Here is a 22441-nt window from a genome sequence, read left to right as displayed (position 1 = left end):
TAAAATTTATGAAGCGATAGTCTTTTTAATCCATTCAAGCTGATCAGCGAATACCTTCTCGCGTCCGATTTCCTGCTGAAGCTCATGTCTGAAGCCGTCGTAGAGTTTGATTTCAAGATTCTGAAGACCGATCTGATCCTTCCAGATTCCATAGAGATGCTCTACACCCTTTCCATATTCGCCTACCGGATCCTCTTTTCCTGCTGTAAGAAGAATAGGAAGTTTCTTGGGAATATCTTCCATCTTGCCTGTATCCTGAACTCTGGACAGGAGCTCAAACAGGGTCTCAAAACCATTTATTGTGAATACGAAATTGTCCTTGGGATCATTCTCGTACTTCTTTACACTATCTTCGTTGTGGGAGAGCCAGTCAAATTTACTCTTGGGACTGGAAATCCTGCTGTTATAAGCCTTGAAAGCCATATTGTTCATGAAGTTTGAACGATGCTTTTCTCCAAAGAACGCACCAAGTATAGCGCACATTGTCTTGCCGGACTTGATTGTACCTGGGCTCTGCCAGCCTGTTCCCTGGATAATTGCGCCCTGAATACCAGTGCCATATCTGGTAAGATATTCTCTTGCCACAAATGATCCAAAGCTGTGTCCAAGAAGGATTACCGGAATTCCGGGATACTCTTCCTGAGTCATTTTCTTAAGTCTGTGTGCATCTCTAAGAATAACCGTCGCAGGATCATTCTTGCAGAAGTAACCATAGGGCACCTTAGTGGAAACAGAATCACCATGTCCCAGATGATCATTTCCGATTACCATGATTCCGTTCTTTGTCATGTAATTGGCAAATTCATCATAGCGATCTATATATTCCTGCATTCCATGAATAATCTGCAGGATAGCTATCGGCTTCTCATCCGGAATCCATCTTATCGCATGAATAGTAGTTTCGCGGTCTCTAGATTTGTAGGTAAGTTCCTCTTTTCGTGCCATAATACCCCCTTAAGCATGCATAGCTTTTTCGAAATATAACTTCTGAAAATATTTTACCACAATATCGTCACATATATTCTAAAAAAATCGTTAAATCGTTTATATTTTTAAAAGAATATTAAAAAGCCTGCTTCATTATACTGAAACAGGCTTAAAAATACTTTATATGTTTGAAAAGACCTCGCCAAGTGATTACTTTAGCAGATCTCTGCACCTGAAGGCATAGCCTTCTCAGGTGTCATAAGTGCAAGGTTACCCTCTGCATCCTCTGCGCAAAGAAGCATTCCCTCAGATAATACTCCGGCAAGCTTGGCAGGCTTTAAGTTCACAAGAACCATTACCTTCTTACCAACCATCTCCTCAGGTGAATAGTACTTACGGATTCCGGATACAATCTGCTTTGTCTGGCTTCCGATCTTTACCTGTGAGCAAAGGAGCTTCTTGGACTTCTCTACTGCTTCGCAGGCAACAATCTCACCTACCTGGAACTGCAGCTTCATAAAATCATCAAAGGTGATCTCGTCCTTTGCGGGAATATCGATTCCGTCAGAAGCTTCGCCTTCCTCAGCCTGATCTTCTCCGCCGCCTATTACAATGGCATTTGCTTCCTTTATCATTCCGGCTTTTGTGAGATTTTCCTTAGCCTTCTTCTGTGACTCCATGAAGTCAGCCTTCTGCTTCTCTGTAATCTTTGCTGCCTCTGCAAGAACCTCATTGAGGTCTTTTCTTGCGAAGGTCTGCTCAGGAGCATCTGTTACCTTTGTGCCGCTCTTGAACATACCAAATGTATTAAGAGTATCGAAATCACGGCTCTGTGTATTGAGCATGGAGAAAATCTTCTCTGCTGTTCTGGGCATGAAGGGCTCAAGCAGGCTTGTTCCGATAGTAATACCCTCAACCAGGTTATAAAGTACAGTTGAAAGTCTGTCAGCCTGTGCTTCATCCTTAGCAAGATTCCACGGTTCAGTCTCATCAATATACTTATTGCAACGCTTGAATACTGCAAAAATCTCTGTAAGAGCATCAGCAACTCTGAGCTCATCCATCTTTTTCTCAACCTTATCGTAAGCACCTGTGCATACTGCCTTGAGGTCAGCATCCACTCCGCCTTCTACGCCCTTATCGGCAACTACACCGTCAAAGTACTTATTGGACATAGCGATTGTGCGGTTTACAAGGTTACCAAGTGTGTTTGCAAGGTCTGAGTTGTATCTCTCAACCATGAGCTCCCATGTGATGACACCGTCGTTGTCGTAAGGCATCTCGTGAAGTACGAAATACTTAACAGAGTCAACACCAAAGAGGCTTACAAGGTCATCGGCATAGATTACGTTGCCCTTGGACTTACTCATCTTCTCGCCGCCCTGAAGAAGCCAGGGATGTCCAAATACCTGCTTCGGAAGAGGCTCACCAAGTGCAAGAAGGAAAATCGGCCAGTAAATTGTATGGAATCTGATGATGTCCTTACCTATAAGATGAAGGTCTGCAGGCCACCACTTTTTATAATCCTCACTGCTGTTGTCAACGTCATAGCCGATTCCGGTGATATAGTTTGTAAGCGCATCAAGCCATACATATACTACGTGCTTTTCATCAAAGCTTACAGGAATTCCCCACTTAAATGAGGTTCTTGATACGCAAAGATCCTGAAGTCCGGGAAGAAGGAAGTTGTTCATCATCTCATTCTTACGGGAAACAGGCTGGATGAATTCAGGATGGCTGTTGATGTGGTCAATAAGCTGCTGTGCGTATTTACTCATCTTGAAGAAGTAAGCTTCCTCCTCTGCGGGATGCACATCGGAACCACACTCAGGGCATTTTCCGTCAACAAGCTGAGACTCTGTATAGAACGCCTCACACTCTGTACAGTACATTCCCTTGTAGGATCCCTTATAGATATCGCCCTGGTCATAAAATTTCTTGAAAATCTTCTGAACCTGCTGAACGTGATCCTCATCTGTTGTACGGATAAATCTGTCATAGGATGTATCCATCATATCCCAGAGGCTCTTGATTGTTCCTGCAACGCCGTCAACAAATTCCTTAGGGCTCTTGCAGCCTGCCTCGATGGCTCTTGTCTCGATCTTCTGACCATGCTCATCTGAGCCTGTCTGGAAGTGAACATCATAGCCATCTTTTCTCTTATATCTTGCAATAGCATCAGCCAGCACGATTTCGTAACTGTTGCCGATATGCGGCTTACCTGATGTGTAAGCTATCGCTGTTGTGATGTAATATTTTCCTTTGTTCTGCATTTATATAAATCTCCTTTTCCCCTCATCCGGCGCTTCGCGCCACCTTCCCCCCAAGGGGAAGGCTTAATGAGGTGAATTTTTCTTTTGTTTCCTCTACTTTTATTGCCTTCCCCTTGGGGGGAAGGCTTAATGAGGTGAATTTTTCTTTTATTTCCTCTACTTTTATTGCCTTCCCCTTGGGGGGAAGGTGGCGCGAAGCGCCGGATGAGGGGATCACCAGCAAAGAATATCGCAACCTGTCTCAGTCACCACTATCTCTACTTCCCACTGCGCTGAAGGTGAACCGTCCTCGGTGTAAACCGTCCAGTCATTATCCGCATCGACGAAAATCTTGTCCCCGCCCATATTTATCATGGGCTCTATGGTAAATACCATACCGGGAACCATAATCATCTCTGTGCCGGGCTTACTGACAAAGCTTACAAAAGGCTCCTCATGGAACTCGTTGCCGCAGCCGTGTCCGCCAATCTCACGAACCACAGTGTAGCCGTTTTTAAGAGCGTGCTGATGAACTGCGTCGCCCATGTTTCCAAGGGGAGTCCAGGGAATTACATTCTTAACCCCGATCTCAACTGCTTCCTTGGTAACATCAACCAGCTTCTTCCATTCAGGATCCACATCTCCGATGCAGAACATTCGTGAAGAGTCTGAATAATATCCATTCAAAATGGTTGAGCAGTCTACATTAATTATGTCACCCTCCTGAAGAATATCCTCAGATGAAGGAATACCATGGCAAACCATATCATTAATGGAAGTGCAGACACTCTTGGGGAATCCCTCGTAGTTAAGAGGCGCTGCAATACCACCCATCTTCCTGGTAACATCAGCAACTATGTCGTCAATCTCCTGCGTGGACATACCTGCCTTAATCTTCTCACCTACTTCATCAAGGCATGCCATATTTATCTTTGCGCTGGCCTTGATTCCTTCTATGTCTTTTTCTGTCTTCAGAAGAGATCTGCGGGGAACAATCTTCCCTTCTCTCTGAAGGCTGATGATTTTCTCATCAAAAGCTTCGTGGCAAGACTTATACTTTTTACCACTGCCGCACCAGCACGGTGCATTTCTATCCATCTTTTTATACATTATCTATTTTTCGACCTTTCTACTCCTACCGTCCTTCTCGTGAATAAAGTCTATTATCTAGTATGCCTTTTGGCTCTATTATTGTCAACGCAGAGTCGCTGTATTTTCTTATTATAATGCTGTCCCGGCATTCCTCACTTCAGATAAAGCCATGGCTATGAAAATATACATAAAGGAAGTTGCGTAAACATGCTGGAAAAAGAATATACTGCAGGCAATATATCCCGAAAGTGACAGCAGTGCCATAAGTGACAACCTGCTTTCGCCTGCTCTTTTCCAAAGTAATGAAAAGGAAGATATCATAAATCCCATATATGAAAGACATCCGATGATACCGTTTTCAATCAGGAAGTTAAGATACTCGTTGTGGGCAACCATGAGCTTATATTTTCCATACATCTCGTGCAGGCTATCGCTGAGATCCTGAAAGGAATAGATATATGCCTCAAAGCCTCCCTGCCCCGTTCCTACTATTTTTCTAAGTGGCGACATCCTGGCAAAGCCATATACAGCACATCTCCAGTTAAGTCCCCTATGGGTTCCCCAGTCATAATCAAATCTAAGCATTCTGACATTTGCCAGTGCCCCGGCCTTTTCAGGCGTATTGGTAACTGCCACCATTGCAATAATAATGAAAATTACGGAAAGCAAAACACCCGCCACCATAAGCTTATAAAGGTTCGTCAATATATTGCTGCCCCACTCTTTATTTTTCATCAAAGAAATCAGCATAAAAATAAGCGCAGCCACTACTATAAACCATACGCCTATCTGTTTTTTAAGAAGCGAATTCACCGCATCGTTCTCATCAACGAAAACGAATCTGTCATAAAAAAACTCGAATACAAGAAAATATATGACTTCTGTCACTACGCCCAGCACCGAAAGGATAACAACAAATCTTTTCATATATTCTCTCTTTTTCAGGCAGATCCCCAGAAGAATAAACAACTCCGCCACGATTACAGGTAGTATGGTGTCACTTCCCACAACCCAGGCCCCCATGAATATGAGAGCATCCACCAGCAGAATGATGATTCTTTTTATCAGTTTTTCCTCATTTATAAACAGGCCTATTCCCACTCCCATGAGGCATGCCACATACATGGTAGCCCAGTTTGTCTGCCCCAGAGTTGAGATGAATCCAGGATATTTATTTCCCATATCAAGAGGATATATATCAAATCTGTTAAGCACGGTGAGCAGTCCTGTAATTCCGGCGCCTAATCCTGCTGCTGCCCAGATTATTATCCTATTTTTAAAATAATAAAAAACCAGAAGCATAGATAGCAGAAATAGCAGCTGCGATAAAAATCCCATATGCCAGCTGCCGTTGCCTATCCACGAAAGCTTGTGATCACTTGAAAATATCCATGAGATAAGATTAGAAAAAAAGTGGATAATCACACACGAAACCGGCACCAGCGGTCTTTTCCTTAGATTCTCACATTTGAACATTCCGGTTTCCGCAGAAAAACATATCAGTCCGCAGATTACAACAAATACTATAGTTATTAGTCTGTACATCTTGTACTTCGCATTTGCTATATCACTGTATCCGTTATGATAGAAAAGTGGTAATACCGCAAGCATTACAACAAGGTAAATAGTTGTAAGCAGTTCCCCATATTCATGAATAACCTGAACCGTAGATTTTTTCTTAGGTTTCACCCCTTAACCTCCAAAAAATTTCACTGCGACAATTATACTTGCAAAGAAGTACTGTTGCAAAGAAAAAGTACAGGCAGGTGTTTTCCTTCCTGTACTATCTTGAATTTTTTATCTTTTTATTTACCTCCCGGTGTCTTATAGGATTTGTGCAACTGGAGGTTTTCACAGTCAGGTGGAGAGTTTACAAGTGAATCGTTGCGCACTTTACAGCTTGCATTTCTGCAGTCCCTGCATCTATAGCCTGAATGATTGGAGTACATCCGTTTACACTCAAGCGAACAGAAAGCATGGTTACTTTCTCTCGCAGTAAACATTCTTCCACAATTCATGCATATGTTTCTCACATTGTGCGCCATACTCTCACCCTTACTTTCACTAGATGGGCATTATCTCAACTCAATTATACGATATAAGGCTTAGCAATTCTCGATATTTAGAGAAAGTTTAGAAAAAATTAAGGAGCTCCGCCATTTATATGCTTTGCTCCTCTTTCCTTTATAATAAATTAATGTTTGCTTCTAGTTCATTTTATCAAGCAGGGTCTTTACATTATCTGATATATCTCCGTTAAAGACCGCGGATCCCGCAACAATTACATTTGCACCTGCCTCTATGGAAACCTGTATGTTGTCTCTTGTTACGCCGCCATCTATTTCTACATCCACATTTAAACAGGCTTTGGTAATAAGCTCTCTGGCATATCTTACTTTTTCTGTGCAATCGTCCATGTACTTCTGACCGCCAAATCCGGGCTCAACAGTCATGACCAGCAGCATATCGATATGCTCTAAATACATCTCTATTTCTTCTACCGGTGTCTTGGGCTTTATCGCAAGGCCGACTTTTTTCCCACAGCTACGAATTTTATCTATGACTTCTCTCGAATCTGAGGCTGCCTCAACATGAAAAGTGATTATATCAGCACCGCTCTCAGCGAACTGCTCAATATAACGTATTGGCTCCTCAATCATCAGATGCACGTCATAAACCTGATTTGATGCTTTTCTTATGGTCTTAAGCACAGGAAGCCCAAAGGATATCGAAGGCACAAAAATCCCATCCATCACGTCAAAATGGAGATACTGTGCGCCTGCTGCCTCGGTTTCCTTTATCTGCTGTCCAAGTATTGTAAAATCCGCTGAAAGAATTGATGGTGCAAGAATATTCATATCTGTTTTAACCTCAAATTCATGTGTTTGTAAATTCAGAACGTTTTCTCTGATTTGGTACCCAAAAACACCCATATTTTAACTCATTTTAATTGAATTTGGTATTTTTAATCGCAATATAATAATTTGGTACCCATTTCTAGAGAAAAAATGGGTACCAACCTTAAATAATTCTATATATTTTTCCAAGTAATAGCTTATTTAAGAAATTCCTTAACTGAGTTGTATACACCCTCGCCGTCAAGGCCATATTTCTTAACAAGTTCTCCAGCTGAACCTGATTCGCCATAACGATCCTGCATACCAATCTTCTTAACAACTGTAGGACACTCTTCTGCAAGAACATCACAAACTGCACTTCCGAGACCACCGATTACTGAGTGCTCTTCAACAGTTACAACCTTACCTGTCTTCTTAGCTGTTGCAACAACAAGCTCTCTGTCGATAGGCTTGATTGTGCAGATGTTAATAACCTCAGCGCTTACGCCATCTGCTGCAAGCTTCTCTGCTGCCTCAAGAGCTGAACCAACGCCGATACCTGTAGCGATGATACTTACATCTGTACCCTCGCGAAGGACTGTTCCCTTGCCAAGTTCGAACTTGTAATCAGGTCTGTCATTAACGATAGGGCAAGCTGCACGTCCGAAACGGATGTAAACAGGGCCCTCGTGCTCAGCTGCTGCACGCACGCATGCTCTTGCCTCGATATCATCAGCAGGGCACATAACAACCATTCCGGGGATTGTGCGCATAAGTGCAAGATCCTCGTTACACTGGTGGCTGGCACCATCTTCACCTACTGTAATTCCGGCATGTGTTCCACCGATCTTAACATTGAGGTGAGGATAACCTATTGAGTTACGAACCTGCTCAAAAGCACGTCCTGTAGCAAACATTGCAAATGTGCTTACAAAAGGAATCTTGCCTGTTGTTGCAAGACCTGCTGCAATGCCCATCATGTTACACTCTGCGATACCACAGTCGATGTGACGATCCGGGAATTCCTTCTTAAACCAGCCTGTTCTTGTTGCTGCTGCAAGGTCAGCGTCAAGAACAACAATCTTGTCATTAACCTTTGCAAGCTCTATAAGTTCTTTACCATAGCTGTCTCTGGTAGCTATCTTCTTAACTTCGCTCATTTTAACCTCCAAATCTTATGCCTCTAAAGCAGCGCCGATCTTTTCAAGATCTTCCATTGCCTTAGCATACTCTTCATCATTAGGTGCTACACCATGCCAGGAAACCTGATTCTCCATGAAGGATACACCCTTACCCTTTATAGAGTGTGCAATAATTGCTGTAGGCTGTCCCTTTGTCTCTCTTGCTTCCTTGAATGCTGCTCTTATAGCATCAAAATCATGTGCATCAATATTGATTACATGGAAGTTAAATGCCTCAAACTTCTTGTCAATCGGATAAGGAGAGCAAACCTGATCAACAGGTCCGTCAATCTGAAGGCCGTTGTTATCAACGATAACAACAAGGTTATCAAGCTTTCTGAAGCCTGCAAACATTGCAGCTTCCCATACCTGGCCCTCTTCGATCTCACCATCACCAAGAAGTGTGTATGTTCTGAAATCTTTATTATCAAGCTTTGCAGAAAGTGCCATTCCACATGCTACAGAGATACCCTGTCCAAGTGAACCTGATGACATATCAAGTCCGGGAAGGTACTGCATGCTGGGATGTCCCTGAAGTCTTGATCCGAGCTTACGAAGAGTCTTAAGCTCCTCTACCGGGAAATATCCACGCTGTGCCATTACTGAGTAAAGGCCGGGTGCTGTGTGTCCCTTTGAAAGTACGAAACGGTCACGATCTGCCTTAGCCGGATCCTTGGGATCAATATTCATCTCCTCAAAATACAGATATGTGTAGATATCTGCTGCTGACAGTGATCCACCGGGATGTCCTGCACCTGCTGCGTGAACCGCTGTGACTATGCCCTTGCGGACTTCATTTGCAATCTTCTGCAATTCTTTGTTCGTCATAATTCCTCCACTTCCTTTGCTATCTCTCTTTATGCGCAGTAAATACCTGCTTCTGCGCGTGCAGTTTAAATTTAACACAAATCGCAATATGTGACTATTACATTTTTGCTATGTTTTTGCGCTTTATTGCCTTCCCCTCATCCCTGTCCATAATATGCGTTGGCGCCATGCTTCCTGTAATAGTGCTTGTCCTGCAGCTCCTGCGGTGCGGGCATTACTCTGGGATTTATAACCTCACATCTGTATGCCATCTTTGCTACTTCCTCAGTTACTACCGCATTATGCACTGCCTCGTGTGCATCCTTGCCCCAGGAGAATACTCCGTGATTTTTGCACAGTACTGCCGGCACAGCCACGGGATCCTTGCCCATTGCATTAAATTCATTAACTATAAGATGTCCTGTGTTTTCCTCATATGCATCTTCAATCTCATCCTTGGTAAGGCATCTTACACAGGGAATCTCGCCATAGAAATAATCTGCGTGAGTTGTTCCGTAGCAGGGGATTGACCTTCCTGCCTGTGCCCAGCTTGTTGCATAGGATGAATGTGTGTGAACAACTCCTCCAACCTCTTTAAAGGCCTTGTATATTTCCACATGAGTAGGTGTATCGGAGGAGGGATTAAGCTTTCCCTCTACCTTGTTGCCTTCAAGATCCATAACTACCATGTCATCCGGTGTCATTGTCTCGTAGTCCACACCACTTGGCTTTATTACGAAAAGTCCTGATTTTCTGTCAATTTCGCTGACATTTCCCCAGGTAAATGTAACCAGACCATATTTGGGAAGCAGTATGTTTGCTTCATAGACCTTCTTCTTTAATTCTTCTAACATATATCCTCCTTTAAAGTGCCTCAACTGCCGCCTTCTCAATTGCAAGTCCGGCCTTATAATCCTTCATAAACTCATCAAATCCCTTAACATCCTCGGCTACAGGGTCGCAGGTCTCAACCTTGCCGTCCTTGAATACCTTATTGTTAAGATACTGCTCAAGAGTCTCGCCATCTTCCTTATTAAGCATGAAGCCTGCAAGAATAGCCTGTCCCCAAGGGCCGCCCTCTCCTGCTGTCTCCATGAGCTTGATGGGTGTATCAAGTGCTGCTGCCATAACTCTGTCACCAACACCTCTGATCTTGAAAAATCCGCCCTGACCGAAGAAGAAATCAGCCTTAACATTTTCTTCCTTCATAAGGATGTCGTTACCAACCTTGAGCGCACCAAGCGCTGTGTAAAGATGTGTTCTCATAAAGTTTGCAAGGTTCATCTTTGCATCAGGTCTTCTTACAAACAGCGGTCTTCCTTCATTGAAGCCAGTAATACTCTCACCTGAGAAGTAGTTGTATGCAAGAAGTCCGCCGCAGTCAGCGTCTCCTTCCATAGCCTTTTTATAAAGTGTTCCATAGAGTGTGTCGTCATCGATGTCATTACCTGTTGCCTTGGCAAACTCTCTGAAAAGTCCCACATATGCATTGAGATCAGAAGTACAGTTATTGCAGTGAACCATGGCAACCTGCTCACCTGAAGGTGTTGTTACAAGGTCAAGCTCAGGATATGCCTTTGAGAGGTCATGCTCAAGAACAACCATGGAAAATACTGATGTTCCTGCTGAAATATTACCTGTTCTCACACCAACAGAGTTGGTTGCAACCATTCCTGTTCCTGCATCACCCTCAGGAGGACAAACCGGAATGCCTGCCTCAAGAGTTCCTGTAGGATCAAGCTTCTTAGCACCCTCTGCTGATAACTTTCCTGCATCTGCTCCTGCCGGAAGTGACTTCGGAATAATATCGCGGAGCTTAAAGCCATAGCCTTTTTCGGAAACAAGCTTATCAAACTGTCCTACCATCTTTTCATTGTAGTCACAGGTAGATGAATCTATCGGGAACATTCCTGATGCATCGCCAACTCCGAGAACCTTCTCGCCAGTGAGCTGCCAGTGAATGTAGCCTGCAAGTGTAGTAAAGAATGTAACGTCCTTAACATGCTCCTCACCGTTAAGCATTGCCTGATATAGGTGAGCAATACTCCATCTCTGAGGAATGTGATAACCGAAAAGCTCGGTAAGCTCATCTGATGCCTTCTCTGTTATGGTATTTCTCCATGTTCTGAAGGGAACAAGAAGATTATCATCCTTATCAAAAGCCATGTAACCATGCATCATTGCTGAAAATCCCATAGCTCCGACCTTTGTAAGTTTCTCGCCGTACTGCTTCTCAACATCCTCGGAAAGTTTCTTGTAGCAGTCCTGAAGACCTCCCCAGATATCATCAAGTGTATAAGTCCAGATACCGTCCTCAAGTCTGTTCTCCCAGCTGTGTGAACCCTGTGCGATAGGATTGTTATCCATATCCGTGAGCACAGCCTTAATTCTTGTTGAACCAAACTCGATTCCTAAAAGTGTTTTGCCAGCTGCAATAGCCTGTTTTGCATTTCCCATACTTCTTCTCCTTTACCCATATATATTTTTTATCTAAAAATTTCTAAATTGTTCTGACTGATCCTCGTACCGTGATATCTTCCTCAAATTCATAGGTAGCTGAAAATCCCGGATGGTGTATCAGCCTTACAAGATTCTCCGCAGCTCTCTCTCCAAGCTTCTCCTTTGGATGAGGAATCGAATCTATCGGCGGTCTTGTAAGCTTGGCCAGATCCGAATCATCCATACTGACAAGAGAGATGTCATCAGGTACTTTTCTTCCATCCTCTTCAAGAATCTGCATTACCATAGCCGCAACTTCATCGTTATAGCAGAAAACAGCTGTGCATCCGGATAGTCTGTCTCGTATCTTATCCCGGATATGCTCCTGTTTTTTAAGATCCTCTGTATCAAGCCATATTATCCTTGAATCCTCCGGTGCAAGTCCCTTTTCCGAAATTGCCTCCTGATAGCCGCTGTATCTGTCAAGTCCCTGTCTGTCATCCATCTTGAGTACGCAGCCAATCTTGCTGTGTCCGCATTTCATGAGACTTTTAACAGCTTTATATGCACTCTTTTTATCATTCATGGATACATGCGGAATCCCTCGTCCACTCTGCGTTCCCCGAGTCCATCCCCCTGAAATCTCAGGATAATAACTGTTCATAAAAAGAATAGGGATATTCATCTCCGAAATCTCAGACAGAAGATCCGTATTCGGATTTGGAAGTGCGCTTCTCGTAGGCTCAAGTATTATTCCTGCAACCTCATCCTTATCGATTATCTCCGAGAGAATCTCCCTCTCTCTTACTGATGAGTTGTTTGTGAAAAAAAGTTGTACGGAATATCCAAGTTCTCTTAATTTGTTCTCAATCCCTTGAATTGTCTTAGGAAAGATATAACTGTCAACATAAGTTGTTATTACAGCTATCCTGTTTCTCTCACCGCTCCTTACCCTCTCGTCGGTGACGTAGGTTCCGCTTCCGCGCTCAGCTGTGAGAATTCCTTCCTGTACAAGTATCCCTATGGCATGTCTTGCGGTCTGCCTGCTTATATTAAATTGTATGCACAGATCATTCTCAGACGGGATCTTACTTCCGGGCCTCAGCTTACCGCTGCTGACCTGCTTTTGAATCCAGTCGACGACCTCCTGATATTTCGCCACGTTTTACCTCCGGCAATCACCAAGTGATTACCTAAAAATCATAACCATCCTGGCTGGTCAGGTCAATACATTTTCTCTTGTGATTATGTACAAGATTTCAAAGTTGTATATGTACAAGTTGATACATTTAAATCCGATTCAAATATTGTGGAATCCGTTTTAATGCCTGCCTTTTTTAGAAAAAATTTATACTAAATAAATCACTAATTTATGACTATACGCTATGATGTATGGCAGTAACGTAGTTACATCCGAAACTTAATCGTATTAAGGAGGGAATTTAGATGAAGAAAATTGTTTCTTTCGCTTTAGCAGCAGTTATGTTTTGCGCTATGTCTGTTTCCGTATGCGCAGCTCCCATGACCCCCGGCAGAATTATTCCCGGTGAGTACACAAACAATGCAGTTCTTAGTGGACTCTGGCTTGAGACCAATGATTTCGTTCCTGTATCTTCAGGTGTTGGTGATTGCACTATTGAAGGCCAGGAGAAATCCGGAATGACAGCAGATCTGTTCCATGTAGATCCCCGTTATACACGTACAGCTCAATCTATCGCCAATACACATGGCGCAACAATCGTTTGTGCTTTTGGCGTTAAGCTTCCGCCCCTTATTCCCGGTGGCAGAGTAGTTTTACATGTTAAGGATGGTTTTGATATGCCTGCTAATCTTATTGCTGTTTCAATGCATGGCGAAAAGTTCAATACTCTTCCCGTTGAGAAAATTAACGACAGACAGATTGCTCTTAATCTCAATGCTTCCGATAACCATATTTATCTCTTCCAGGGTGGCACGATCGCAGCCGGAACAGAAGAGACATACAAAGATTGCCTTGGATGGTAATATTATTAGGTAATTAGGAAAACAAACAACTTAATTATCGGATTTGTAACTATGAATAGTTCGAAAAAAGAAGCCGCCGGTTTTTTTCCGGCGGCTCTTTAAGTTTCCATACTGTCTATATACTCTCTGTCCCATAGCAATATCTTTAATTTTTTTGCGAGTTCCACAGCAGGTTCTGTAAAGTGCTGGTTTGTCATCACAGCTCCTACCATACAGTCGTAGTAATCTCTTCCCGCGTATATCTCCTGGACTGCCTTTACTCCTATGGGCTTATCATAGCATTTGCACTGGATTGCATAGCTTACTCCGTCCTTTTCAGCAAGGATGTCCGCTCCGAAATCTCCGCTTCCCCTTGTGACCTCAACATCCGTAAACCCATGCTCTTTTAGCAGATCTGCGCAGTAATACTCGAATTCATGTCCCTCCAGTTCATCCATAGGGAGGGGTCTTCTGCTTCGGATACGCAGTATGATAACTACTGCCAGCAGCACGATAAATAAAAGTCCTGCAACTGCTGCCAAAATCATTAAATTGTTCTCTAACATTCTATGGTAATTCCCCAATTATTTATTTTCCGGTCTTTTCCAAAAGTGCCTGATAAATCTCTCTTTTCCCAACTCCTCTGTCGGAAGCAACCTGTTTCATAGCGTCCTTATGGCTCATTCCGCTGTTTTCATAGTAAGCCATGTGATCCTCAAGACTCATCTTAGTCCACTCTTCCTGCTTCTGTCTGTCAAGTTCTTCCAGGCTGACACCTTCTATTACGAGAACATACTCCCCTCTTGGTTCATTTTCCTCATAATAAGCTATAGCTCCGTCCAGTGTCGTTGGCATCACTTCCTCAAATTTCTTTGTGAGCTCTCTGCATATGGAAAGCTTTCGCTCTCCCAGAGCCTCCCTTAAATCCTTGAGAGTTCCCTTAAGATGATGCGGTGCCTCATACATTATTATCGTTCTGTGCTCGTTTTGAAGCTGCTCCAGTATACGTCTTCTTTCCTTTTTATCATCCAGTCCAGGTAAAAAGCCTTCGAATACAAATCTCCTGGTATTAAGTCCTGACAAGGTAAGAGCTGTTATGCATGCTGCAGGTCCCGGGAGGGACGTCACGGTAACCCCTGCTTCATGACACATCCTTACAAGGACCTCTCCGGGATCGGAAATGGCAGGTGTTCCGGCATCGGTTATAAGTGCTATATCCTTTCCCTCCTGCATAAGCTTTATAAGGTACTCAGCCTTCTCAACCTTATTGTATTCGTGATAGCTTGTCATCTCCGTATGAATGTCGAAGTGATTCAGCAGCTTTATACTATTTCTGGTATCCTCGGCAGCAATGATGTCTACTTTCTGAAGAGTCTCGAGAACCCTTGCAGTGATGTCATTAAGGTTTCCTATCGGTGTTGCGCATAGATACAGCATTCCCTGTGTGTTAGAAGCCATAATTCTCCTTTATTTCCCGGCTGTACTGTCCGGGCTTTTCATAAATAATGAGCGGCGGTTCAACGGATAATCTGGGTTTCCCGTCCCTTGCACCTTCTATCAAAACCATGCTGGGTTCCTTATCAATATATGGATGAACCATTCTTATTCTTTTTGGTTCCAGTCTGTTTTTGTGCATGCACTCAAAAATCTCTGCCAGCCTGAAGGGTCTGTGTACCATGTAAAATTTCCCACCGGGATGAAGCATGATCTTTGCAGCTCTCAGAACATCCTCCAGGTCACACAGCACTTCGTGTCTTGCTATTGCCTTGGGACTGTCCGGGTTAGTGAGTCCATGACCTTTTATCATATATGGCGGATTTGTTGTTACAACGTCAAAAGAGGCAGGTTCAAATAATCTCTCCGCCTCTTTTATATCACCTTCCACTATGCTGACACGCTCTGTAAGATTGTTGTACAAAACGCTTCGCATAGCCATATCCGCACTATCCTTTTGAATTTCAAGTCCCACAAGATGCTCTGCCTTTGTCTTTGCAGACATCAGCAGTGGAATGATACCGGTTCCGGTTCCAAGGTCAAGCACCCTGTCACCTGCTGCCGCAGTGGCAAACCCCGATAGCAGAACAGCATCCATTCCAAAGCAGAACCTGTCGGGATCCTGAATGATCATCAAGCCGTTTCTCTGAAGATCATCCAGTCTTTCTCCTTCCTTAAGGAGATGCTCTTTATCTTCAGTTCTTTCCATTGGATTCCTCACCGCGATTAGGTTTGTTGTTGTTCTGTCCGCGATTGTTGTGGTTCTTCTTATTGAAGTTCTTTCTTCTGTTATTCTTCTTTTCGAAATTCTTCTGGCCTTTATTACCCTGTCCGCCTTCTTCTTTGTTCTGCTGAGGTGCATTCTGGCCATTATTTTGTCCTGCAGAATTATTCCCGGAAACCTGTTTATTATCCTGGTTGTTCTTATTCTGGCTGTCTTTGTTCTGGTTATCCTTATTCTGACTATCCTTATTCAGATTGTCTTTATTCTGGTTGTCTTTGTTTTGGCTCTCTCTACCCTGCTTATTCCTGTTCTGATTGTCCTTGCTCTGATTATCTTTGCCCTGATTATCTTTGCCTTGATTATCCCTGTTCTGGTTATCTTTATTCTGGTTGTTTCTGTTCTGATTATTTTTATTATTATTCTTTGCAGGCTTTTCAGAAGTATTCAGATCCTTGTCCTGCTGTTCAAGAGCCTTTGCAGCCTCTTCGTCTGCATCCTTCTCCTTAGGTGCGTTCTGCTTATGCTTCTGCTTTTTCCTTACAAGTGTAAGATCATCCACATGTGCCTCGTGAACTTCCTTCTCATCATCAACATCCACAAGGATACGAACTGTCTGTCTGAGAATATTTACGCTTGCAACCTCACCCTCGAGATCATCACTTGTTCTTACAACATCTCCGACTCCGGGCATCTTGCGGTTGAGCTCCTCATATACATCCTCTTCGTTTTTGAGACAGCACATAAGTCTTCCGCACACACCGGATATCTTGGTGGGATTAAGGGACAGATTCTGCTCCTTGGCCATTTTTATTGAAACAGGAATGAAATCCGACAGATACGAATGGCAGCAAAGCGGTCTTCCGCATATGCCGTAACCGCCAATGATCTTGGTCTCATCTCGAACACCGATCTGTCTGAGTTCTATCCTTGTCTTAAACTCGGATGCCAGATCCTTAACAAGGTCTCTGAAGTCAATTCTTCCATCAGCTGTGAAATAAAACAGAACCTTATTGTTGTCAAAGGTATACTCTGCATCAATAAGCTTCATCTCAAGACCATGCTTGATGATCTTCTCCTTGCAGATTCTGAAGGCTTCCTTCTCTCTTGCTCTGTTATTTTTTTCCTGCTCGTTGTCCTTGTCATTAGCCATGCGAAGTACTGCCTTAAGAGGCTTTGTCACTTCTTCGTCGTCAACGTCCTTAGGATCCGAGAGCACTGTGCCGTACTCAACTCCCCTTGCTGTCTCAACGATTACATGGTCACCCTTTTTTATATCAAAGTTACCCGGATCAAAATAGTAGATCTTGCCGGCCGTTCTGAATCTTACGCCGATAACTCTGGTCATATATTATAAATTCTCCTTTATATCAAGCATCAGCATCTCGAGAGTCATCATACTGTTAACATTGGCTCGAATCCTGCCTCTCGCCCCCTCGATTGCGTTTAAAATATTATCTATCTGTTTAAACGAACATTTATCCGTAACACTACTAATATACGACAGTTTATCCGCGAAAATCAAGTGATCCGCGCTCTTCTCCGCCTTGTAGACAAGAAGATCTCTCGTGTAAAACAAAAGGATATCCAAAAAGTCACCCGTCATTATCACATCAGGTTTCTTTTCACTTGAATCCTCAGGAGTCAGCAGTGCAAGGAGCCTGTCTGATATATCTCCCGCCTGGGTCCTCGGAAGCCGCTCCAACAGATCGATTGCTCCGTTTTTTAAGTTCTCAAAGTTCTCATTCTCCGTTAAAAGAATGGCCTTTCCCACATTTCCCTGAGCAAAGGAAACCGCAAGCCTTGCCTTGTAATCGACTATTTTTCTTTTTTCCATAAGGAATTTTTGTATGAGGTCGTCCCTGACTGACTTTATGGGAAAAACTATACATCTACTGAGTATGGTCGGAAGAAATGCATCTATATTTGAAGTAAGTATTATTATTGTTGTATATGCAGGCGGCTCTTCAAGGGTTTTGAGAAGAGCATTCTGGGCCTGCTGAGTCATAAGCTCACCATCCGGAATGATATAAATCTTGTGATCCGAATAGGGTTTTATATATACATCGTCACAAACCTGAACCCTTATCTCATCAACACCGATGGATGTTGGCTTCTCATGCCTCACAATTCTTATGTCAGGATGCGAACCCGAAAGCGCCTGTTTACAGGAATGACACTCTTCGCAGGGTTCTATGTAGCCATTTATATCTTTTTTATCCTCGCATAATATCGCCTCCGCAAATATATTCGCGATCATTTTTTTGCCGCTGCCGGTGTCACCGGAGATTATATATGCGTGCGATATCTTGTCTGTTTTTAGAGCATTCTGCATGTGCTCCTTTATCTGATCCTGCTCTATTATGTCTGAAAAACGCGCCATGAGCGGCAGCTCCTCCCCTGTACATTATGTAAAAATATCCAGCAAAAGTCCTTCAATCTGTCCTATCTTTGCCAGGATATTTATATTATCCTTCTCATCCTTAACGAGCTCCTGCGCCAGCTCATCAAGATTGTCATCAATCAGTCTTATTATGCCGTAAACCCTGTGCCTTCCCCTTCTGTCCAAAAAGTTTTCTCTGGCAAAGGCATGGGATCTTGTAACTATCTCGTTCAAAAAATCTTTTATTAAAATCCTGTATCTCTGCATATCGCGGATATCATTCTTTTTGGAAATCTGTTTTCCCTGCTGGACAATATCCTGCATCATGAGGTTTAGGCGCTCGGCAAGTGATGCATCCTCTATCTTGCTGGTAAGTGTGAACTTAAAGTCACCGTTTACCTCCTGCTGAGCCTGCGTCTGTTGAACCTGTGTTGTTTGCTGAACATTATCAATCCTGATATCCATAAATAGCCTCGCTTAAGAGTGGAAAGCGCAAAGTCATTTTTTTACTTTGTCTCTTCCAGGATAAATTTCTCAATTTCTTTTATGCAGTCCTCAAGCTCTCCGTTATTGTCAAAAGTCCTTGTGATGCCTGCTGCCTCAAGCTTTTCATCTGCATAATCCGCTTTATCTGCAAGGAAGCGCCTGCACATCTCGTCATACTTTGGCTCCTCCTGCTTAAGCTCCCTTTTCATGGCTCTTTGCATAATTGCTCCGTCAGTAGCACTTATCATGAGCGGAACAACATTTCCCTCTCCAAAGTAATCACGCATGGAAACATACATCTCAACCGTTCCGATGATAAGGTAATTGCCCTTTGATAAATCGATCTGCCCGTCATCAACCGTGAAATAATGCCAGGGTCCATACATGGTATTATATGTGCGTTCCTCTATTATTTTTCGGTCTGCCTTTAAGCTCTCATAACGCTCTATGCTGCAGAAATAGTACTGAACTCCGTCCTTTTCTTTTTCGCGCATGGGCCTTGTCGTATATATTATTACCTTATTAAGAGGAACATTTCCCCTCTCAAGAAGGTGCTTATAAATTGTATCTTTACCGCATGAGCTTCTGCCCATTATTTCAAATATCTTTCCCATATCAATCAGCGCTTTTTAATACGCTTACCTTTCTCTCTCCGTTCTCTGTTATGAAGGCTCCCTGCACATTCATTTTTGCATTAATGTATTTTCCTATATCAGCAATCAGTTCTTTTGTAAAAATTTCCCCGGGTGCTATGAGTGGTATCCCCGGAGGATATAAATTAATGAATTCTCCGGAAATCCTTCCGCCTGCAGCAGAAATATCCATCAGCTCACTTTCTGCATCCCACGCCTTATATATAGGAAAAAGTGCCTTCGGATAATCCCCTGCTCCCCCATAAGAATTACCGGATGCCTTTTTAGGCTCATTTCTGTCATCAGCCTTTTTTATAAGCTTTTGATCTAAGTCCTTTATCGCCGCTATAAGTCTGTCTATCCCTTCATCTGTGTCATATCCCGTTATGATCATCAGCGAATAGAAGTCCCCTGCCATCTCAGGCTGCAGCTTATAATCTAATCGAAGTATATCATATATCTGCTGCCCTGTGATAGCGCCATCCTTCGCACAGACAAGGACTTTACAGGGATCAGACACTATGTCTTTTCCCGGGATAAAAAGCTTTTTACAATCCTTTGTCTCCTTAAGGATTTTGTCCTTAAAACCTATAAGCCTTGAGAATATTTCATCTCCTCTGCTTTCAATATCTCTTATGCACGAATCTATTGATGACATTAATACATATGAAGGGCTGCTTGACTGATAAATCCTTAGGTATCTGCGAAGCCTTTCCCTGTTTACCAGCTTACCCTGTACATGAATAAGTGCGGTTTGCGTCATGGAGGCAAGAGTCTTGTGAACACTGTGTATTACAATATCCGCTCCCTCTCTCACTGCATTTTCAGGTAATCCCTTATATAATCCAAAATGTGCGCCATGGGCCGCATCAACTATAAGAATCACATTATGGTTATGACAGATTTCGGCAATTGCTCTTATATCTGAAGAAATCCCGTCATAGGTCGGAGATGTAATAAAAACCGCCTCAATATCCCTATCGATATTTAGCGACTCCTCCACTTCTCCAGGATCTATCTTTCCCCACAGGATTCCGTAATTTCCCGGTTCTATTTTCCCCGGTTTTAGATACTTAAGCTCCAGCTGTCTTAAATATGCTGCATGATAAAGCGCTTTATGTGAATTTCTTCCCGCAAGAAGCTTTCCCCCGTCAGATACTGCTGCCGACACTGCAGAGAGAATCCCCGCTGTGCTTCCGTTTACAAGAAAATGCGTCTCCTTTGCTCCGTACAATCTCTCTGCCCGTTTTTCCGCTTCCAGGATTATGCCCTCTGCATCATGGAGATTGTCATAGTCATCTATCTCAGTAATATCTATGTCCATATATCCTGCCATGGCTCCCGCATCAGGGTTGCGCTTGTGCCCCGGCATGTGAAAAGGATACAGATCGCTGTCTCTTAAGCTTTCTAATTCTTTTTTCATTAGTTCCTCATTCGTTGCCTTAACCTGTTTTCATAAAATATCGAAAAATTACCACTTCATTATACCATGCATCAAATATGAAAAGGCTACCGCAATTAAGCAGTAGCCTTCTCATTATGGTGTATGAAAAAGAGAGTAACCGATATTAGTGCTGAATCTCTACATCCCCGCCGAACTCAAATTTCGGAATGATTGTCTTATGAAGGTTTACGAGTTCAGTGTCAAAGTTGTGCCTGCATTCACAGGTTCTGTCAAATACCATGGTTGCCTCATCACCGGGCTTGGAAGCCTCCCATACCGGAAGCTCATCATGATTCGGATCTCCTGTCCTTGCAAAATTCATGACTGCCCTGAATATCTGCTCCTGAAGCTTGTCCGAAACACCCGGAACATTAGCTACAGGGACAAGATCAATGTTGTGGAAGAAGAATGCAATATCTGAGCAGTGCCATGCCGGCTTATTATGCTGAATAGGGAACTCAAGTGCAAACAGGTATGAATATACCGGTACATTTGGTCTCTTACTTGCTTCTTCAATGAGAACCTTTGTAGGCGCTCTGAAAATTGAGTCAAATGACATAACATCTATGATCTTCTTATCAGGATATGCCTCTTTGAACTTTTCGATAAGCTCATCTGTCTTATCTCCAAATACCCTGCTAAGTCTCTCCTTCATCTCGTCCTCTGTCATCTTTGTCTTATCAAAATCAAGAGGCATGAAAGCAAACTCTCCGAAAACGCTACCTACCATAAGCGGTATCTTGGCTGCATTCTCTGTAAAGCCTGTAAACTGAGGCTCACCCTGGTACCAGTCATTTATCATAGGTGACATACCGGTATAAAGTCCCTGCTCCTTGATTGAAGGAAGAACCTTTTCATATGCTTCTACCAGTCTCTCGTAGGGAAGTGTCTGCATCTGATCCACATCGTCTTCAGTGAGACCAAGTTCCTTAAGCATAGCAGTTACAATCGGCTTTCCATCGCCTTTTCCTGTGTCCATGAAGTCTTTTCCGAGAACACCGCTCATTACGATACCCTTGTGGAAAAGTCCGTCAGCAGCAGGTGTCTGCATGAGGGATGTAACCTTCATTCCGCCGCCTGACTGTCCGAATATTGTTACATTTTCAGGATCTCCGCCAAACTCAGCGATGTTTTCCTTAACCCACTTAAGAGCTGCTACCATATCTGCATTACCGCAGTTACCTGAGTTCTTATATTTCTCACCAAAGGGAGAAAGGTCAAGGTATCCGAGAAGATTTAATCTGTGATTAATGGTAACAACAACCACATCACCTTCTTTTGCCATTGCCGCACCGTCATAGCAAAGCTGCTCTATAGAGGATCCTGCGAAGAATCCGCCGCCGTGAAGCCATACCATTACAGGCTTCTTAGCATTCTTGCAGAGCTTTGTTGACCAGATGTTAAGATTCTGACAATGCTCATCCTGGGGCCAGTATGCGTGGGGAACCATAAGCTCTCCGCGAGGTGTATCCTGGTGCATTAAAGGGCAAACCATTCCGAATGATGTTGCATCCTTTATGCCCTCCCAGGGCTCCACATCTGTAGGCTGGCAGAAACGCTCAGCCTCAGCATAGTGTACGCCTTTGAAAATATATGTGCCATCGTAGAAATAGCCCTGAAGCTTTCCGGCCTTTGTGCTTACTATTGTTGATTCATCCTGCTTAAAATATTTCATGTATCTACTCTCCGTGTTCTGTCATATACAAGGTGAAACGGCCATTTTTGTGACCGTCACGCCTAATAATCATTATTCCAATATATTT

19 protein-coding genes and 1 pseudogene are annotated in these 22441 nt (G+C 43.2%); 1 reads left to right on the top strand and 19 read right to left on the bottom strand.

Annotated features, from left to right (window positions below):
* Positions 1-6: 6 nt before the first annotated feature.
* The 10 genes from G602_RS0123970 to G602_RS0123925 all read right to left on the bottom strand — a co-directional run bounded on the left by G602_RS0123970 (position 7) and on the right by G602_RS0123925 (position 12697).
* Positions 7-945 (bottom strand): alpha/beta fold hydrolase, encoded by a 939-nt coding sequence (locus tag G602_RS0123970; RefSeq protein ID WP_026661296.1) that lies wholly within the window; start codon positions 943-945, stop codon positions 7-9.
* Between the two features lie 197 nt (positions 946-1142).
* Positions 1143-3200, bottom strand: coding sequence for a methionine--tRNA ligase (gene metG / locus G602_RS0123965; protein WP_026661295.1), 2058 nt, complete (start codon positions 3198-3200; stop codon positions 1143-1145).
* 213 nt (positions 3201-3413) lie between these two features.
* Entirely contained in the window at positions 3414-4289 is an 876-nt protein-coding gene (locus tag G602_RS0123960) for a methionyl aminopeptidase (RefSeq protein ID WP_026661294.1), read from the bottom strand.
* A 111-nt stretch (positions 4290-4400) separates the two neighbouring features.
* Positions 4401-5960: an O-antigen ligase family protein gene (locus tag G602_RS0123955; RefSeq protein WP_026661293.1), complete on the bottom strand. Its 1560-nt coding sequence runs from the start codon at positions 5958-5960 to the stop codon at positions 4401-4403.
* A 518-nt stretch (positions 5961-6478) separates the two neighbouring features.
* Complete coding sequence (rpe, locus tag G602_RS0123950) at positions 6479-7129, bottom strand: ribulose-phosphate 3-epimerase (protein WP_026661292.1); 651 nt, start codon at positions 7127-7129, stop codon at positions 6479-6481.
* A gap of 197 nt (positions 7130-7326) precedes the next feature.
* Complete coding sequence (locus G602_RS0123945) at positions 7327-8268, bottom strand: transketolase family protein (protein ID WP_026661291.1); 942 nt, start codon at positions 8266-8268, stop codon at positions 7327-7329.
* 15 nt (positions 8269-8283) lie between these two features.
* Positions 8284-9117 carry a transketolase gene (locus G602_RS0123940; RefSeq protein ID WP_026661290.1) on the bottom strand — a complete coding sequence of 278 codons (834 nt, stop codon included), beginning with the start codon at positions 9115-9117 and terminating at the stop codon, positions 8284-8286.
* A gap of 137 nt (positions 9118-9254) precedes the next feature.
* Positions 9255-9950 carry an L-ribulose-5-phosphate 4-epimerase gene (locus tag G602_RS0123935; RefSeq protein WP_026661289.1) on the bottom strand — a complete coding sequence of 232 codons (696 nt, stop codon included), beginning with the start codon at positions 9948-9950 and terminating at the stop codon, positions 9255-9257.
* Positions 9951-9960: 10 nt separating this feature from the next.
* On the bottom strand, positions 9961-11553 hold the full coding sequence (locus tag G602_RS0123930; protein WP_026661288.1) for a xylulokinase: 1593 nt from the start codon (positions 11551-11553) through the stop codon (positions 9961-9963).
* A gap of 43 nt (positions 11554-11596) precedes the next feature.
* Positions 11597-12697: a GntR family transcriptional regulator gene (locus G602_RS0123925; RefSeq protein WP_026661287.1), complete on the bottom strand. Its 1101-nt coding sequence runs from the start codon at positions 12695-12697 to the stop codon at positions 11597-11599.
* A gap of 284 nt (positions 12698-12981) precedes the next feature.
* Between G602_RS0123925 and G602_RS0123920 the strand changes: the two genes are divergently transcribed.
* Positions 12982-13539 carry a hypothetical protein gene (locus tag G602_RS0123920; RefSeq protein ID WP_026661286.1) on the top strand — a complete coding sequence of 186 codons (558 nt, stop codon included), beginning with the start codon at positions 12982-12984 and terminating at the stop codon, positions 13537-13539.
* A 98-nt stretch (positions 13540-13637) separates the two neighbouring features.
* Here G602_RS0123920 and G602_RS0123915 read toward each other — a convergent pair whose 3' ends face one another.
* The 9 genes and pseudogenes from G602_RS0123915 to G602_RS0123875 form a co-directional block, all read right to left on the bottom strand.
* On the bottom strand, positions 13638-14084 hold the full coding sequence (locus G602_RS0123915) for a restriction endonuclease (protein ID WP_026661285.1): 447 nt from the start codon (positions 14082-14084) through the stop codon (positions 13638-13640).
* Between the two features lie 22 nt (positions 14085-14106).
* Positions 14107-14976, bottom strand: coding sequence for a 16S rRNA (cytidine(1402)-2'-O)-methyltransferase (gene rsmI, locus G602_RS0123910; protein ID WP_026661284.1), 870 nt, complete (start codon positions 14974-14976; stop codon positions 14107-14109).
* Positions 14966-15721 (bottom strand): tRNA1(Val) (adenine(37)-N6)-methyltransferase, encoded by a 756-nt coding sequence (locus G602_RS0123905; RefSeq protein ID WP_026661283.1) that lies wholly within the window; start codon positions 15719-15721, stop codon positions 14966-14968. The genes rsmI and G602_RS0123905 overlap by 11 nt, the downstream gene beginning before the upstream one ends.
* 469 nt (positions 15722-16190) lie before the next feature.
* Positions 16191-17081, bottom strand: a pseudogene (locus G602_RS32145) (PSP1 domain-containing protein); the annotation flags it as partial.
* Positions 17082-17084: 3 nt separating this feature from the next.
* Positions 17085-18116 (bottom strand): DNA polymerase III subunit, encoded by a 1032-nt coding sequence (locus tag G602_RS0123895; protein WP_026661281.1) that lies wholly within the window; start codon positions 18114-18116, stop codon positions 17085-17087.
* A gap of 24 nt (positions 18117-18140) precedes the next feature.
* Positions 18141-18581, bottom strand: a complete 441-nt coding sequence (locus G602_RS0123890; RefSeq protein ID WP_026661280.1) for a YaaR family protein — start codon at positions 18579-18581, stop codon at positions 18141-18143.
* A gap of 41 nt (positions 18582-18622) precedes the next feature.
* Complete coding sequence (locus G602_RS0123885; protein WP_026661279.1) at positions 18623-19216, bottom strand: guanylate kinase; 594 nt, start codon at positions 19214-19216, stop codon at positions 18623-18625.
* 1 nt (position 19217) lies between these two features.
* Positions 19218-20657, bottom strand: a complete 1440-nt coding sequence (locus G602_RS0123880; protein ID WP_026661278.1) for an aminotransferase class I/II-fold pyridoxal phosphate-dependent enzyme — start codon at positions 20655-20657, stop codon at positions 19218-19220.
* Between the two features lie 145 nt (positions 20658-20802).
* The gene (locus G602_RS0123875; RefSeq protein WP_026661277.1) at positions 20803-22353 is read right to left on the bottom strand and encodes a carboxylesterase/lipase family protein; all 1551 of its coding nucleotides are present in this window, start codon (positions 22351-22353) and stop codon (positions 20803-20805) included.
* Between the last annotated feature and the right edge of the window lie 88 nt (positions 22354-22441).

It is taken from the genome of Butyrivibrio sp. AC2005 (assembly GCF_000424145.1).
Lineage (GTDB): Bacteria > Bacillota > Clostridia > Lachnospirales > Lachnospiraceae > Butyrivibrio.
The sequence above is the reverse complement of the archived record's forward strand: the minus strand, read 5'-3'. Positions and strand labels throughout refer to the sequence as shown.